15 protein-coding genes are annotated in these 16,025 nt (G+C 32.4%); 9 read left to right on the top strand and 6 right to left on the bottom strand.

Annotated features, from left to right (window positions below):
* The 6 genes from F3G86_RS10540 to F3G86_RS09715 all read left to right on the top strand — a co-directional run.
* Positions 1-205, top strand: a 205-nt coding sequence (locus F3G86_RS10540; RefSeq protein WP_188116453.1) for a hypothetical protein, incomplete at its 5' end; no start/stop codon positions are given.
* A 153-nt stretch (positions 206-358) separates the two neighbouring features.
* The gene (locus F3G86_RS09695; protein WP_103613878.1) at positions 359-733 is read left to right on the top strand and encodes a phytanoyl-CoA dioxygenase; all 375 of its coding nucleotides are present in this window, start codon (positions 359-361) and stop codon (positions 731-733) included.
* 418 nt (positions 734-1,151) lie between these two features.
* Positions 1,152-1,427: a hypothetical protein gene (locus F3G86_RS09700; RefSeq protein ID WP_149723732.1), complete on the top strand. Its 276-nt coding sequence runs from the start codon at positions 1,152-1,154 to the stop codon at positions 1,425-1,427.
* Between the two features lie 31 nt (positions 1,428-1,458).
* Positions 1,459-1,818 carry a hypothetical protein gene (locus tag F3G86_RS09705; protein ID WP_188116454.1) on the top strand — a complete coding sequence of 120 codons (360 nt, stop codon included), beginning with the start codon at positions 1,459-1,461 and terminating at the stop codon, positions 1,816-1,818.
* A 78-nt stretch (positions 1,819-1,896) separates the two neighbouring features.
* Entirely contained in the window at positions 1,897-3,126 is a 1,230-nt protein-coding gene (locus F3G86_RS09710) for a lysozyme inhibitor LprI family protein (RefSeq protein WP_149723733.1), read from the top strand.
* The gene (locus F3G86_RS09715) at positions 3,126-5,909 is read left to right on the top strand and encodes a hypothetical protein (protein WP_149723734.1); all 2,784 of its coding nucleotides are present in this window, start codon (positions 3,126-3,128) and stop codon (positions 5,907-5,909) included. Before F3G86_RS09710 ends, F3G86_RS09715 begins: the two co-directional genes overlap by 1 nt.
* Positions 5,910-6,027: 118 nt before the next feature.
* On the opposite strand, the gene F3G86_RS09720 is transcribed toward F3G86_RS09715, so the two are convergent.
* From F3G86_RS09720 to F3G86_RS09740, 6 genes are all read right to left on the bottom strand, one after another.
* Entirely contained in the window at positions 6,028-6,249 is a 222-nt protein-coding gene (locus tag F3G86_RS09720; protein WP_012000873.1) for a hypothetical protein, read from the bottom strand.
* Between the two features lie 11 nt (positions 6,250-6,260).
* Positions 6,261-7,076, bottom strand: coding sequence for a hypothetical protein (locus tag F3G86_RS09725; RefSeq protein ID WP_103613882.1), 816 nt, complete (start codon positions 7,074-7,076; stop codon positions 6,261-6,263).
* A gap of 242 nt (positions 7,077-7,318) precedes the next feature.
* Entirely contained in the window at positions 7,319-8,275 is a 957-nt protein-coding gene (locus tag F3G86_RS09730) for an Abi family protein (protein WP_012000851.1), read from the bottom strand.
* Positions 8,272-8,439: a hypothetical protein gene (locus tag F3G86_RS10545; protein ID WP_012000869.1), complete on the bottom strand. Its 168-nt coding sequence runs from the start codon at positions 8,437-8,439 to the stop codon at positions 8,272-8,274. The genes F3G86_RS09730 and F3G86_RS10545 overlap by 4 nt, the downstream gene beginning before the upstream one ends.
* 170 nt (positions 8,440-8,609) lie before the next feature.
* Positions 8,610-9,782 carry a type II toxin-antitoxin system HipA family toxin gene (locus tag F3G86_RS09735; RefSeq protein ID WP_149723735.1) on the bottom strand — a complete coding sequence of 391 codons (1,173 nt, stop codon included), beginning with the start codon at positions 9,780-9,782 and terminating at the stop codon, positions 8,610-8,612.
* Positions 9,779-11,608 (bottom strand): helicase C-terminal domain-containing protein, encoded by a 1,830-nt coding sequence (locus tag F3G86_RS09740; protein WP_149723736.1) that lies wholly within the window; start codon positions 11,606-11,608, stop codon positions 9,779-9,781. The genes F3G86_RS09735 and F3G86_RS09740 overlap by 4 nt, the downstream gene beginning before the upstream one ends.
* Before the next feature lie 101 nt (positions 11,609-11,709).
* Here F3G86_RS09740 and F3G86_RS09745 point away from each other — a divergent pair, with 101 nt between their 5' ends.
* The 3 genes from F3G86_RS09745 to F3G86_RS09755 are packed head-to-tail and all read left to right on the top strand — an operon-like array spanning position 11,710 to position 14,843.
* Positions 11,710-13,143 (top strand): Csf3-related protein, encoded by a 1,434-nt coding sequence (locus tag F3G86_RS09745; protein WP_149702335.1) that lies wholly within the window; start codon positions 11,710-11,712, stop codon positions 13,141-13,143.
* On the top strand, positions 13,144-13,815 hold the full coding sequence (locus F3G86_RS09750) for a hypothetical protein (protein ID WP_149702336.1): 672 nt from the start codon (positions 13,144-13,146) through the stop codon (positions 13,813-13,815).
* 17 nt (positions 13,816-13,832) lie between these two features.
* Entirely contained in the window at positions 13,833-14,843 is a 1,011-nt protein-coding gene (locus tag F3G86_RS09755; RefSeq protein WP_107917357.1) for an RAMP superfamily CRISPR-associated protein, read from the top strand.
* The last annotated feature ends 1,182 nt before the right edge of the window (positions 14,844-16,025 follow it).

Genomic DNA, 16,025 nt, shown 5'->3' on the forward strand with positions numbered 1-16,025 from the left:
ATATAGATTTTTGCAGTTTAAGATAGATGAAAAAGAGATAATTGTTGAATTTTTGCAAAAAATTTATGATGAAATTTACAATATAACCAAAACAAAAGAATATAAAGAACTTAAGGTTTGGGAGCAAGAAGAAGTTATAGTGCCATTTAAGGCTTATAAAACAGAGATTAAAGAAGCCATAGCATTGTGGAAAGTCATAAATTAGATAGTTCTCTTAATACTAAACAAGGTTGGATTTTAAGAATACAAGATACAAGTGGTAATTACTTAGATAATTTTGGAAATATTGGTGGTAGAAAAGAAAATAGAACGCATATACCAATTTATGGAAATCTTAATGCTGTTAAGGGAAATTAAAATGAGAAAAATAAGGGAATTATTGGCAAAGTCTTTGTTTAGACTTGCTTCAACAGATTATCAAACACAATATATTGATAATTCTACTATTTATGAGTATGTGGCGCCAGAAGACTTAATTGAAGAAGTTGCAAATTTTTGTAGAGAAGCACAATTAGATTGTTTCAAAAATAATTTTTCAGAACGAGAATTAGAATTTGCAAATATATTACGAAATAAAATACTTAACCTGCCAAATGGTGATATATACGGAACAAATATATGGGCTGAATTAAAAATAGATGCAGAAAAATTTTTAAATATTTTGGGTTATCAAATAAAAGATTTTGATTATAGTACAATAGATAATATAGACCGCAATGAGCTTGGTAAATAAAATAACAAAATCGAGTTTATGGAAATCTTAATGCTATTACGGGAAAATAAAAATGTATCAACTAAAAAAATATTACTAGAAAGGCTATTTGAATTAGCTTCTACTGAGTATCAAAAAAATATATAGATAATGCTACTACTGATAAATATACTTGTGGCGATGAATTAGTAAATGAGATTATAAACCCATTAGAACTTATACAAAGGTCAGAAAATAATTACTTATTTGATAATAATGAGTTGCTGGTTATAAAAGAATATCAAAATAAACTTGATATTCTTTGTAAAAACAATAATACGATACAGATTTGTATGAAATGCCAGAAATTTGGAATAAGATTGATAGGCTAAATTTTATACTTAAAGTGGCAGAAAATAATAGAAAATACGGCTATAGAAATTATTGGGGATAGTCAAAAATGAGAGAACTTTATAAGATTTATTTAAAGGACAATGTGCAATTGGGGCAGATACCAAAAACAATTCACTATTCTGGCAGCACTCTTTTGCCAAAGCCATTTGCACTAAGTATTATCAAGTATAGTGACAATGAAGGATATTATTTGCTTTATCTTGACAAATTTGGAGAAGAGCAGACAGATACATATCATGAGACTTTAGAAGATGCCTTTGGGCAAGCAGAATTTGAATTTGGCGTAAAAAAAGATGAATGGTTTTTGGTAAAAAATCAATAATTTTGCAGACTAGTTCAAAAAAGAGTTTGCGGTGAATAAAAAGTTAAAAATAGTTTTACAAACAGAATTTGCATGTGATAGCGTATTTTGGATATATGATGAATTTGGTGAAAACATAAATGGCGGAACATGGGTAGAGCAAGAAGATGAAATATCTTGGGATAGCAAACTTCCAGATGAACTGCTATCTTGCCCAGATATAAAAAGGCTCTCTACGGAAATCATGAAAGAATACAATAGTCTTTTTATAAACAATGAAAAAGAATTTAGCTATAAGGGCTTTGCTAGTCCCAAATCCGAAGCAAAATATATGCAAAAAGCCAATGAGCTTAGAAAAATTTTATATGAAAAATGTGGCGACAAATACGAAATATTAGATGATTTGCGTTAAAATAAGCTTTTAAATTATAATAGATAAATCCCATAAAAGATACAATAACAAGACTTTATTATCATAAAAGGAACTCTAATGAAAAATTTAAAACTTATTGTTATATCCACATTACTAATCACATCAAACCTCTACTCAAGTGAAAAAATTCAGCCTAGCTTTGATTGCTCTAAAGCTAAAACAAGAGTAGAAAAACTAGTATGTTCTGATGAAGATATATCAAGAGTAGATAGAGATATGCAAAAAGCCTATGATCTAATGATGGGCAAATATGACCTTGCTTATATGAATGAAGAGGCTAAAGAGGATATAAAGCCATATCTAGAAAAGCTAAAACAAAGTCAGATCGACTGGGTTAAGTATAGAGATAAGTATTGCAACACAAAAAAAGATGAAAAAGAATTTAATAGCTGTGTCTTTAGTAGATATGTTAATAGAATACAATCTATAGTACCAAGCTACGACTGGAGAACAGGTTTTTCAATAAACGATAAAAATAGCACAAATGATCTATGCTATAACTACTTTACTCAAAAATTCTGGATGGACTCTCCAAAGCCTGTAAATAAAGATAACCCACCTTATGGGGAAGATAAAGAGTTTTATGAGAAATTTATCATTAATGCTCTTGATGATGATGTTGCTAAAAGAGAGTTAAACATTACTAAAAACTACTACTACACAAAGCTTGACTTTGCTCCGGTTGGAAGTTTTATCATGTGTGTAGGTATAGGCGGAGAAGAAAAAGATATATATGATCTAAGAAGCAAGACATATAAGCCTTATTGCACAAATTCTAGTATGCAGTTTGGTGATTTTTTAAATGGTGAGTATATAAAGCCTGGGAAAAAACCAGAGTCTGGACTTAAATTTAAAGAGGTAGAAGAGACCAAGGAGGAGTTTAAAAAGAGAGGATTAGACTATTTTGTAAAGGAAAATTATGCTGATTTTTCAACAGAGGTTTATAAAAAAGTTATGAAAAATGGTTTTGGTCGTTTTAGCAATGCAATATATAATACTAATGATAAAAGTTATGACGCAAATATACTTTCAGATGGGATGGTAAGAATACTATATGCTTCAAATTTAGGCTGGGAAAAATCAAAAGAGAAATTTGGAGAACATTTTCTCTCAAGTAAATCTTCCGATTGGCCTATCCTTATAGTTGCTGATAAATTTTTCTTTAGGGTTTTTGCAGGAGAATATGCTAATAATCTTATATGTAGAATGCCTATCCAAAGCAGATTTAAGGATAGAAATGATACTAAGCTTATAAGAGAGTATCTTAATCAGTTTAAGGAGTTTTAATGCCAATCAATGAGAGAAATGCTAGTAATTTTAAAGATGAACTAAGAGATACATTAAAAAAAGCTGAAGGCTTTATATATGAACTATATTACGATACTAATAAAATAGCTACTATAGGTTGCGGTTTTAATGTAACTTTAAAAGATATATTACAAAAAGTTTGCGATAAGAAATATTCTGATCCTAAAATGAGTGAAGAAGAATTTGCTGGGCTACTTAATGCAATTAATGGGGTAAAGGTAAAAACAGATGAAAATCTAAGATCTGAAGTATCAGAGTATCTTACGGGCATAAAAACAGAGGATGGAAAGAGTGCAAAATTTGGCGAATTTAATTTAGATGATGATCAAATCGGCGATATATTGCCAGAGGTTGTTGAAATATTTAGAGATGGTCTAAATAAAAAACTCGCTTATACCTCTATAGGCCCACAAGAGAGCAATATAGATAAAAATAGCATAGGTAGCAAAGAATATATAGCTCTAATGAGTATGACATATAATAATCCAAGCCTTGTAGGAAATGGCCTAAAAGCTCACTTAAGAGCTAAAAACCGCTTTGGGGCTTGGTATGAGATAAGGTATAAGAGTAACGCAGATAATGAGATAGGTATAGCTAAGCGTAGATTTGCAGAGTCAAATGAATTTGGACTTTTTGAAGATACAGATAATAATGGAAGGGTTAAAAGAAATGAGTTGGCAAACATAAGCATAAACGCAATATCCTTTGAAGAGTGTTTGGATCTATTCTCCCTTTTAAACGTAGCAAAGATAAAAGAGAAAGATGAACCATCTATAACCTATCTACAAAACGCTATAGCTTATGAAACGACTAAGGAATTTAAAGGCAATAGAACTATAGCTGGCTACTCAAATGGCAATGCTGACTTTAATGAACACTACAGAAAATACAACACTATCTTGCAATTTTTCGCAGATAAGATAAATGCCCTTTTAAAAGATGTAACCAAAAAGAGCTTTAAGCTAGAAGATATCTATGTGATCACCACAAAAGATGATAATAGCCATAATATCTCAAGGATAAATAAGCTCTTAAAGATAAGAGCAGAAAATGGTGAGTTTAAACCTGAAGCTAAGAGAGATATCTTGCTTATATATCCAACAGCTTCAGCCCTTCCTGTAATGCCTATCCAACCAAAAAATACAACCTTTACTATCGTCTTAGCAGATAATACATCGCTTGATTGCTCAAATTTAAACCCAGACGGAAATAGTAATGAGAGTGAGATAGTGCTTATGGACTATAAGCAAGATGTAAGAGAGCCTAATAAAAACTCAAGAGATGAAGAGATAAGCTTTATAAAGCCCTCTACAAATGGTGAGACTATCATCTACAAAAACGCTAATGGAATTTTTATATCACAAGATGATAGATATGCCTTTAATAGTGGCAATGTAATAACTCTTAACTTCTTTGAAAAAATGAACTTTAACCTCTTAAATTTTGCTAAAGAAAACAGCTATAGCATAAGAAGCGACAAGGCTTCAAGCATGTTTGATATAAAGCTAAGGCTACCAGACGCTACTGATAGTATCTCTACAAAAAATGAAGGAAATTTCAACCTAGTAGTGAGTGATCTAATCATAGAAGATGAAGAGGGTAAAAGCTGTGATATAAAAGAGGTATATCTTCATAATAGTGAAGATAAAAGGGTCTATCCCTCTTACTACCTAAAGAAAAACGATGATAAAGACGCAGATAGTAATAGTAGCTCTAAAAACTCATATACGGCTAAATTTAGAATAAATATAAATTTAGACAAAAACTCTACAGGCTTTAAAAAGACTTCAAAATTTATCATAGCCACATTTGATCTAAGCAAAGAGTATGACACTGCCGAGATACATGCCAAAGAAGATACTGCTGTTGTTACTTTGGCTAGTAAAGATAAAAAAGATGGAGGTGCTGAGTTTGATATCAAAGTATCTACAGTCGCTTATCAAAAAAATATAACTGAGATCAGGCTAAATACTTCAGAAAATACTAGTGCTACAAATCTAAGCATAAAGGATACTTTAAATTTAGAAGCTGTTTATCTACCAAATAAGGGAGACGATGACTACAAAGAGGTAAACTGGGCATATAAGGTGATAAGAGAGGATAAATATAATAGTGAGGTTATGGTAGATAAGCCAATAGGGACAATAAATTTAAGTGAAGAGAAATTTAAAGGTAAAAAGATCACCTTTAGTCCAAAAGATGATATAAAGGATAAAGAGCTACTAAAAAGACTAAATCATGGCAACCATATCATAATGTTTTTTGCCTATCTAAGATTACCTGCATTTAAGACTAAATTTGGAAAGACGCATATTAGAGTAGATATAAAAGCACCTATATATTTAAAATACTCTAATGGCAAGCTTTGTATATATGAGTTTGGGCATACTGATGCTACTATGTGCTTTGATACAAGCTTGTCTGATGATATCTTTGGCAAAGAGAGTAAAGATAAGAAAGTAGAGTATATGCCTAAAGGGGTTTATTATATAAACTCAAATTTAAATAGCGGGGATATAGATATATATGAAGATGATAAGCTAAGTGAGACATGCTACCAAAGCATAGATGGCAAAGATAGATCATATATAGAGCCATGTAAAATTTATGCAAGAGATAGCAATATACAAAGAGCATCATCTACAAAAAGTGGGATAAATTTGATAAATAGTGAGAATAAAAACAGATTTATCCAAAAATTTAACGAAGTAAAACAAAGAGTTGGACTAGATAGCAAAGAGGTAAAGCTAGAGGTGGGGTAGGGGGAGTATCTTTTGTAACATATAGGCTTTTTTACTAGGCGTGATTTTACTGTAGCATTGATTTGCAAAACATAGCAGATATAGAATAAATTTCTAAGATACCATAGCAGATGAGTGTCTAGCAAATTCCTAAATATTTTCTTCTTAAATAGTCTGCTTCGTCTTTTGTGATCTCTTTACTAAGCTGAGATATGTTTATTGTTGTATAAAGCTCACTCCAGTATAAGCTTAAATCAAAATTAGGATGAACATTTGAGTTTTTGCAATCCAAAAACTTTTTTAAGTCTTGTTTAAGCCATAGGGGTAAAGTGTTTTCATCTAGTGTAAAATTTTCTTCCACATTTTATCCTTTCAATGTCCTAGTAGTTTTTCTCTTATCTCTTTCATCGGATATCTTGCGTCGCTCAGATTGAGATACTCCTTGTATATCGATAGTCCCCCCATTATCTTGTAAATTTCCAGATCCGTATTGCCCATCTCTCTTAATTTCTTCGCTTCGTCCTCGCAAAGAATATCCTTCTCCCAATACTCCTGCCTGTATAGAGCTATCGTTAGCTCCCCTAGCTTCTCCTCGTCTACTAGCCCTCTGGCTTGGATGTCATCTATCATCCCCAAGTTCTCCAAAGCTATCGTCCAGCGGTAAAGTATCGTTAGTCTGTGCATCCAGTCGCCTGATTGAATATTCGAAGGTGCTGGATATGTTGATCTCATTATCTCTTGTTGCTCCACGTCCAGACGTTTCTCGATATAAGCCCTCATCCGATTTATCACTTCCTCGCTTGGTTCTATTGTATCGCAAGTCATCGCTCTCCAATTCACCCAGTCGTGGTTGATTGCTATTAGTAAATTTACTAACTCTTTTTTGATCTGCTCTATTTGTTCTTGATTGATCTGGCTGGATTCATTGATTTTACTCTCCATATTTTTGATTACTAAATATAGATAATTTGAGAAATTGATCTCCTCTTGTAATGGTGACCACTCCATTTCCATCATATCTGTTAATCTTTTCTTGGTTATTAGCGGTCTGTTACCCTTTATCTTGTTTTGAGGGTTTGATAGGATATGGCTATTGTTGGTATCCACAAAGTCCCAGATCTCATCTATAGTCCCTTTGAAATTTTGCTCTGATAATTCATTGTATTTGGGATTTAATATGTGAAACATTGTATATGCTCCAAGTTTATTTGTTAAATGCAATTTTACTATTTTTACATAAACTATTACATAACTGGATAGTTTTTACCGTGATACTAGAACTAATGGTAAAAGGTGGAGATAACAAACAGATAAATTCAAATATTATGGATATAAAGTAGTAAGTTAAAGCGAGGACTTCCTCGCTTTTCTTGTTAAACTCGAACTGATCTTGTCTAACGAACATCAGTGGGATTATATTAGATATCGAATTAATGCGTGCTTAAAATTTGTAAATAGCTTTTATAAACCATGGTTATGCGAGAGATTATTTTTCTATGTTTTGCAAAAATTTTTAACCTATATCTTGTTGCACATGTCTTTTTAAAAAATATGCTTAATTCATGCCTGATAGAATTTAACATGCCGTCACTTTTGACAACAAGCCTAGCAAGTAAAACTACCATTAAAAAATCACTCGTTGCTTGATTTGCTAGCATTTTCTCAATATTGTCATTAGATTTTGGCTGAATTTTATATCTACCAGGAGACAATATTTTTAAAAGCACTTGTTGCTTTATTTCTCGGCTCTCTTCAAAGATATTTGTCAATACACAGTTGTTGTGCGCTACACTATTACGAAGACACTTTAAAGAAAACATGGCGTTGCGTATTAGTGTAATTTCATGGTTTTGATAGAAATTTGTAAATCTTTTTTGATAAAAATATTCGTATAGTTCTAGTAAATTACCAAGCTGTATAACCTCTACTAAAACCCAAAAAGGCATTTGTTCTAATGGGCTGTTGCTCTCTATAAGTAGTTTTGAAACACTTCTATTTTTTATAGGACGTTTTAAAAATACTTTAGTTTTTTCACCTAATTTTGATTTTAAAAAATCACCAGTTAGCTTTTGGGCAATTTTTTTATCGAGTATTGAAAAATCTTTTAATAAATTTGTCTTTAAGCAGTGTTCTATGTCCATTAAGATATTAAACAAAGCTCTTCTAAAATACATATCTATTTTTGAAAATTCATATAGATGAGCAAAATCTAGCTTAGAATACTTGCCTTGAACTAAATCAAAATTTCTTGCATAGGACTTTATCTTGAAAAAATAAGTAGAATTTGACAAAATGCGTTCTGCATCTTTTTCGTTTACAATATCAAAAGAAAGCCCCTTGCTTTTTAAGTTTTGAATTTGCTCTGCTATATTTAGCTTTTCTTTCATTTGCTACTCACTTTTTGCAATATTGTGTCGCACTCTTGGCTGATATAAGGGTAGCTGGCGTACCTTAGTGCGTGTCCGAATGTATCTCTGATGATAGAGCCTATAAATGGGTAGGTGGGCTTTAAATTTGTACCGCAAACGGCTAACTCTAAATACTTTAGCATGGTTGCCTTTGAGAGATTTTTTAAAATTATACTCTAAAAGAGGTTTTAGCTAGCTGGTGCATGCAAAATGGGCACTTAAATGTCAGCATTTGACACTGCAAATTTGTAAGATTTTGCCTATTATAGCCATCACTTACCTCATAAAACCAAATGGCAATGCAAACATATCATCACCCACCCCTTCCAAAATCCTCGTGGCAATAGTTATTTCTTAGCATTTTCAAGTTGTCGCTATTTATTTTATTTCGCTTTGCTATCTCTTCAAATTTATCTCTTGCCATTAGCATATCTGCGATAATCTCTTTGAACTCGCTGTCATTTATATCAAATTTTGATTTTATCTCGTAAAAAAGCTGGACTGAGGGCAAGCTTTGAAAATCCACAAAATTTAAAGCATGGTTTTGTTTTGAGTAAATTATAGGTGTTGGTGTTATATCAAATGCAGGGGATAAATTCCAGCTTTTTGTTTTTTCATCATATAGCACGCCGTGATTTCTTAGGTGATCGTCCGTGTTGCCAAATAAGCCATTAAAAACCATACGCCGAAAAAGCTCTTTTTTGTTTTTACTATCAAGCACGTTAGCTAGATCGCAGTAGCTCTTATCGTTACTTTCATCGCCATCTCTAACCCCAAGCAAGGTCATAGCCGACTTATAAGGTATTCTCTTATCGCCGTTTCTGTCAAATCTTTTGACAAGCAAAGCCGTGCCTTTTGCCGTTTCAAAAAGCTCGCTTTGACATACGTTTATTTTTGCGATACTGGCAACATCTAGCATAGTCTTTTCGCTACGAGAAATTTGCCTATATTCATCCTTTATGGACGGAAATTTGACTATGTAAAGCTCATTGTCTTTTAATACGCTTGCCTTTGGTCTAGCCCCACCTAAGCTTCCGCTAGGCGCAAGCAAATTTTTAATATCACTTTCAAGGCTTTCACCACGTTCAATTCTTTGTGATGATATGCAAAGCTCGCTAATATGAGTTAGCTTTGGAATATCGTTTGTAGTAGATACAAATTCGCACTCTTTTTCTATTCTGAGTGAGCCTATACGAAAATAGTCACTTACTCCTAGCATATATTCGCTTTCAGTAAGTTCGCTACCAGCTTTTCGTTTTTGGATTAATCTGCCCCATCTATCTGGACTTATATCGCAAAACGCTCCCCATAGTTTTTTAGATACAAACTGGGAACTTTGCAGCGGTAAATTTGGATCTATTTCAAAGCCATTTTTTAACCACTCTTTATCGTATTCAAAATAATATGTTTCATTTCTGCCTACGGCATATACTTTAAGAAATCCTACAAGAACATCGTTGCTATATATTTTTAAAGCATCGCTCATAACTGCACTCCCTTTAAAGCAATTTTCTCTAAAAAATAGACCAACCTATTTTTTAAGCCCTCGCTCAAAGCGTTAAATTTGCCGTCAAGCAAAAATATTTTTCCAGTATCCTCTGGTGAGCGAATAAGGCGACCAATAGCTTGTCTAAAAGTCATAACCATTTCATTATTATATTCAAACCAAAAGAAACTAGGATTTTTTTCTTTTAAAAGTATCCATTTTTTTGTTTGATAAACTGGGTAAGGCAATTTGGTTATAAAGAGCCTTTCAAGGGTTTTGCCTTTCAAATTTATACCAGTAGCGTAATTTCTAGTAGCTATTAAAATTCCACCACTCTTTTTAAAGCCCTCAATAATATTTTGGACGCTTCTACCTTGCTCCGCCAAAACTAGCCTATCTTTTACGCTTTCTAGTTTTTGAGCTAGAAGCCTTACTTCATCAAAGCCACCTACTAGAACCATTGTATTTTTGCCGTCATAGCCTCGCAAAATTTCATCTGCAAAATACTCAAATCTTTTTTGCTCGTCTTCTATAAAGTCGTTGCCAGTAATCGAATAAGTCGCCTGCTCTGGGCGTAAAATCCCCTCAAATGACTTTATTACACATATTTTGCTTTTGCGCTCTTTTATTGTTGTATCTCCAAGCTTTATATCACTAAAGTTGATGCCCATGCGTTTATAAATTTCAAGATCATGAACGTCTTGTGTAAGTAGAGCCGTAGCTGTTATGCCTACAAATCGATCTATTTTACTCCAGAACTTATCGGCGAGCTTAAGCTTTATGTCCTTAGAATAGGTATGAAACGATATAAACCCTCTTTCTTGTGAGAAGCTAATATAAATATCTTTAGACGACAAGGTGCTTTTAACATCATCAAATTTATTAAGAAAAATGCCTAGCTGAAAAAATGGAGTTTTTTTGTAATAGCTTTTTAGCTTAGCTCTAAGAGCCTTGCTTTTTTCTTGATCAAAAAGCTTACTTAAAACGTTTGTGGCTCTTTGTATGGCTACATCATTGGCTGTTAGTGTCTTTCCAGCCATTTTTTCATCACTCATAATCTCATTTATGGATTTTACACGTTCAACCTCTTCATTCAATAACTTTATCAAAGTTTTGGGTGCGCCAGCATCGTCGTTAATTGTCTTTGCAATCGTTTTTAATTGCAAATAGTAGCTATATAAAGAAAATGCAGAGCTTAGTGTCATTTCAGCCATATTGGGTAGTTCTTGAATTTCATCAAAAATATAAACAGTGCCATCTATCTCCGTATATTTTTCATCGAACATAAATTTAGAAAACAAAAAAGAGTAATTGGTGATTTGAATAGTATATTCTTTAAAGCTTTCACTATTGCTTTTTTCAAGTGCAAGGTTATTGGCGATATATTCTCTCTTGTCGGCATCTACTATATCTAGATCGTTTAAAAAATCTTCGATCAAGACATAAGAGAAATCTTCCTTTAATTTTTTTATAGCCTCATCAACAGCCTCTTTGTCTAAAGGTAAAACTTCAAAGCTAATCTCTGTATCCATAAAAAAAGCGAGTTTTTTTATATCCAGGTAGTTATTTTTGCCAATGCCTAGCACATAGTCTGGGAGATTATCGACAGCTTTAGCTTCAAGAAATATACTTTTTGCCAAAGAGTTATCGCTAGTAGCTATTACCACTCTTTGAGCTATCTTTTCATCAATTAGTTTCTTTGCAAGCATTAAAGCCGAAAAAGTTTTACCAAACGCCGTAGGCATTTCACAAACACAATATTTACTCTCTTTTACCCTCTTTGCCGCATAATCGACAAATTTTCTTTGTTCAGATCTAAGTTCCATTCTCTTTTCTTTTTTTATTGATAATATTATTATAATTTAAATTGACAAAACTTAATTTGTAGTGGTATAATAGCGCAATTTTTTTAAAAAAAGGAACAAAAATGGAAAATTTAAAAATATCATTTTTTTTAAATAGTCCTTTATTAATTGGCAGATTTAGCACGATCGATTCTATTTTGGTAAATCTTTACGTCAAGAGGCACTTTGGCAAAAATATAGAAATCGAAAAACTTTATGATTTTGACTTCATAGAAAAATATAAAGATGGTTATTGCGGATCTATCTGGTTCGTAGAAGAAAACGATCAAGTATCACTTGAAAATAGATGTATCGTTAAAAAGCCAGAGTATGAATATCTCAATGACAACAGAGCAAATAAAATAGAATATAGTATGGGTAGCGGTGAATTTAAAGCCTATAATATTTGGAACGAGCTTTTAAAAACCCCTAAAATTTACTTTTACGTTAGAGGTAAAAAAGAAATTATAGAAGATCTTTTGCAGGATTTAAAATTTATAGGTAAAAAAACAGCCATTGGATATGGCCAGGTTTCTTCTTTCTTAGTAGAAACAATCCCTGAAGATAAGTCTGTATTTTTAGCCCAAAATACTCCAGCACGACCAATTAGTGTGAAAAATTATCCATCTTTGGAAAACGCTAGGATCATTTACTATAATAGCAAAGTCCCTTACTGGGCAAATTGGAGTAAAGAGGCATGCTATATGCCAAATTCATCTCTAATAGAAACTATCTATCCGGGTAAAGAAAGACCAAGTATCGATGAAAAATATTTGAGTAAATACCACTCGGCCATAAATTTTGTATATGACGTTTTACACGAAGACAAAAATAATTGGCAAGAGATAGATCTAAAAGAGAAAGCGACCGCAAAAGATATAATTGTTGATGGAGAAGACCATCTTTGTGCGTTTTCAGGTGAGCAGTCCAAAGAGGGAATTTTATGCAAAAGCATAGAAAAAACACTTGGTTCAACTTTTACAGATTATGCCTTTTTAAATAGCTCTAGATTTGTGTCCAAGCAGACTTTTTGGACGCTTCAGTGTGGCGTTAATAGTAGGGTAGGTAAAAAGTCTTTAGGCTTTCACGTGGTCGATAAAAATGGCATAACTTATGTTATGGGCAAAAATAAAACCAAGAGCATAGAGCAGGCTATCAAAGATGCCTCATTGCCTTTTAATTTAGCACTTAAGACTACACCAAATAACCAGCACGTAGTTTTTAAATCAAATTTGACACTTTCTAAGGATCTTATAGCTTGCCAATACGGAAGTGAAACTTATTACTTTGGTTATGAAGAAGCAAAGGAGTGTCTAAAACGAGTTAATGAGATAATAAAAGATCATCCAATAACAAAAAGTCATCTAATACCAAACCCACAAATTGATGCACCTTTTATAAGCCTAAAAAAAGATGCAAGAAACAAAGATACTATCCTGCTAATCAGTGATTTTTACAAACAATATAGTAAAGATGTTAGGGTAGGAGCTTATATACTTACAATAGGAGAAAAATAAATGCGCATAGTTCTGACATTTACGGATGACGTAAGCGAGATAAAGCCTAGAGAAGTGCGTAATTTTTGTGGTTCTATTACAGAACAAAAATTTAATAGCATAATTATGTATCACGGCAACGATGCACCACCACTTATATACAAAAAACCACTAAAATACGCTATTGAAATTCTTTTTTATGAAAATAACTTCTTTGCATTTCAGCATCTTATGGAAAGGCTTGAGCAGCATAAAAATAATTTCTTTGGTAGAAAGATAAAAAAGATCATCCCCAAAGAAGATGGATATATGCCGCCGTTTTATCTTGGATCTCAAACGATAGAGTATTCTACTAGAACGCCTATCATAATAACTGCAAATAAAACTGAATATAATATGAAATACTATTTTGAGAAAAACGACAAAATTCAAGACTACATTTCATATAGAATAAAAAGAAATTTGGCTTATCAGCTAGAATGCTACACTAAATTTAAGCAAGATTTTGAAAATCTTGTCCTAAATTTCAAGGATTTTAGGGTTATTACAGAGAGATATAAAGAAAATATCAACTACATAGGGCTTTGGGCAAATTTTACATCTAATTATCAACTCCCTGAAATGATAGGATATAAAAATGGTCTAGGCTATGGACAATTGTTACAAAACACCAAAATAGATATCAAAAAATAAAAACCAAAGGAGATGTCATGTTAAAAGACTATAAAATCAAATTAGTCATAAAAACGGTTAGCCCAATCGCGATCATTGAAAACAATGATACCGAGCCAGGCGGAAACATTGTAACTCGCATTAAAAAAACTGCAACAGTTAATCAAAATAGCGACGATGGCAAGATAGAATATATCCCTTATTTGCCTGCAAATGGTATTAGGGGACTATTGCGCCGTTTAGCGACGAAAAAATTAGTTGATAAGGTAAAAGAGAATGAGAATATCGAAGAGCTAAAAGATACTGACATTCATGCAATGCTAAGTGGTAGCGGAGTAAGCAAGTCAGGGCTTAAATTTAAAGAGATCGAAGAGATTAGAGAAAAAAATCCGATCTTATCGCTATTTGGCACGGGCATATTAATAGCTGGAAAATTAAAAGTAGCAGATGCCATCCCACTAGACAAAGAAAATGCTAAAAACTTAGTTAAAAGGCAAACTTTTGTTAAGGTTGATGACATCTTAATGGGGACTAAATTTAGCCAGCTTTATACAAAAAAACAGATCGAGGATTGGGAGAAAAGTGTTGAAGAAAACTCTGAAGCACGTAAAAAAGACCGTGATGCTAAAAAACTAGCAAAAGAGATGGATAAAACATTTGATGAAGAAGCAAAAACTAAAAAATCATCCATACAACACTTTGCTCAAAGGGAGCATATAGTGTCTGGAGCGACATTTAATGGTGGTTTTTTCCTGGAAAAAGTTTCAAAGCTTGAGCTGGGTATGTTCTTGCATGCGCTTGAAGGCTTTATAGAAAATGGACGACTTGGTTCTAGCCAAAATATAGGCTTTGGTGTTGTTGATATACACATAGAAGATGCAAGCGAAAGTGCAAGCTTAACTATGGATAGACTAAGTGATAGCGACTATATTTTTAATGCCAAAATAGACGTAAGTCTTGAAAGCGAATTTGATGAAGCATATAAGGCTTATGCTGAATTCTTAAAAAGGGCAACTAAGGATAATATAGAGCTTATTTCTAAATTTTAAGTTCTAAATCGATACAATTTGGCTGATTTTCAGCCAAGGCTATTGTTGTGATAGTTAAGTTCTTTTATTTATCATTGTCAATTAAAATGTTTTAAATAATTTTGTGAAATTTTAAAATTTGATTATATTTTTTTATTTTTACAAGAATTTAAAAAATAATTGAATGATCTCAATAAAGCTTCTTAAAAGCTTTTAAGAATATCTACTAAAGGGGCAAGGTAGATAATAGACTATATATATTAAGTTGTTTTTAATATATATTTTTTACCCAAAGAGCTTCTTGCCCTATAATACGTAGATTTGTTGCTGTTTTAAACAATGTAGTGGAAGTTTAGAACTTTCGGTAATATCGCTAAAAGTCGCCGAATTTTCATCGTTTTAAACAATGTAGTGGAAGTTTAGAACTTATACACTTTTGATTTACATTATCCACTCCGTGCGGTTTTAAACAATGTAGTGGAAGTTTAGAACTGTTTCGCTCCGCCTTAAAAATAAAATTTGGGTCTAGTTCTAAACAATGTAGTGGAAGTTTAGAACAAAGATATAAAAGATTTAGGCACAAATTTACAAGGTTTTAAACAATATAGTGGAAGTTTAGAACACTCAAAGGCTTTCAATGCACTTGCTCCATTGCTACCGTTTTAAACAATATAGTGGAAGTTTAGAACCGATGGAATGGATGCAAACGCTGAAGGACTACGCTGTTTTAAACAATGTAATGGAAGTTTAAAACTAAACTCTTGCCTTACAAAAACAGCAAGCTCTATTATCGTTTAAAACAATGTAGTGGAAGTTTAGAACGCAGGAGGTGGCTCAATAAGTGATGCACTTGGTGCATAATTTTAAATAATATATTGAAAGTTTAAAACTACGAGAGCGAGAAAAAAGTAGCGACGTTTTTGTTGTTTTAAACAATATAATGAAAGTTTAGAACACAAGGACTGATCTTTGCGATCATTTGAAGATTAGTTTTAAACAATATATTGAAAGTTTAGAGCAAGGATAATCGACGTCATTTATCTTTTACAAAATGTTTTAAACAATGTAGTGGAGGTTTAGAACTACGATAACTTGGTATTTTTAAATATAGAAAAAGAGCGTTTTAAACAATATATTGAAAGTTTAGAACAGGACATGACCCCTTACGATAGCTTTGTAGCTAATGTTTTAAATAATATATTG

Source organism: Campylobacter concisus, assembly GCF_902460595.1.
Lineage (GTDB): Bacteria > Campylobacterota > Campylobacteria > Campylobacterales > Campylobacteraceae > Campylobacter_A > Campylobacter_A concisus_BL.

Coding starts and splice junctions, on each gene's coding strand:
- F3G86_RS09695 (WP_103613878.1), top strand. CDS start 359: ATGAGAAAAATAAGGGAATTATTGGCAAAGTCTTTGTTTAGACTTGCT.
- F3G86_RS09700 (WP_149723732.1), top strand. CDS start 1,152: ATGAGAGAACTTTATAAGATTTATTTAAAGGACAATGTGCAATTGGGG.
- F3G86_RS09710 (WP_149723733.1), top strand. CDS start 1,897: ATGAAAAATTTAAAACTTATTGTTATATCCACATTACTAATCACATCA.
- F3G86_RS09715 (WP_149723734.1), top strand. CDS start 3,126: ATGCCAATCAATGAGAGAAATGCTAGTAATTTTAAAGATGAACTAAGA.
- F3G86_RS09725 (WP_103613882.1), bottom strand. CDS start 7,076: ATGTTTCACATATTAAATCCCAAATACAATGAATTATCAGAGCAAAAT.
- F3G86_RS09730 (WP_012000851.1), bottom strand. CDS start 8,275: ATGAAAGAAAAGCTAAATATAGCAGAGCAAATTCAAAACTTAAAAAGC.
- F3G86_RS10545 (WP_012000869.1), bottom strand. CDS start 8,439: ATGCTAAAGTATTTAGAGTTAGCCGTTTGCGGTACAAATTTAAAGCCC.
- F3G86_RS09735 (WP_149723735.1), bottom strand. CDS start 9,782: ATGAGCGATGCTTTAAAAATATATAGCAACGATGTTCTTGTAGGATTT.
- F3G86_RS09740 (WP_149723736.1), bottom strand. CDS start 11,608: ATGGAACTTAGATCTGAACAAAGAAAATTTGTCGATTATGCGGCAAAG.
- F3G86_RS09745 (WP_149702335.1), top strand. CDS start 11,710: ATGGAAAATTTAAAAATATCATTTTTTTTAAATAGTCCTTTATTAATT.
- F3G86_RS09750 (WP_149702336.1), top strand. CDS start 13,144: ATGCGCATAGTTCTGACATTTACGGATGACGTAAGCGAGATAAAGCCT.
- F3G86_RS09755 (WP_107917357.1), top strand. CDS start 13,833: ATGTTAAAAGACTATAAAATCAAATTAGTCATAAAAACGGTTAGCCCA.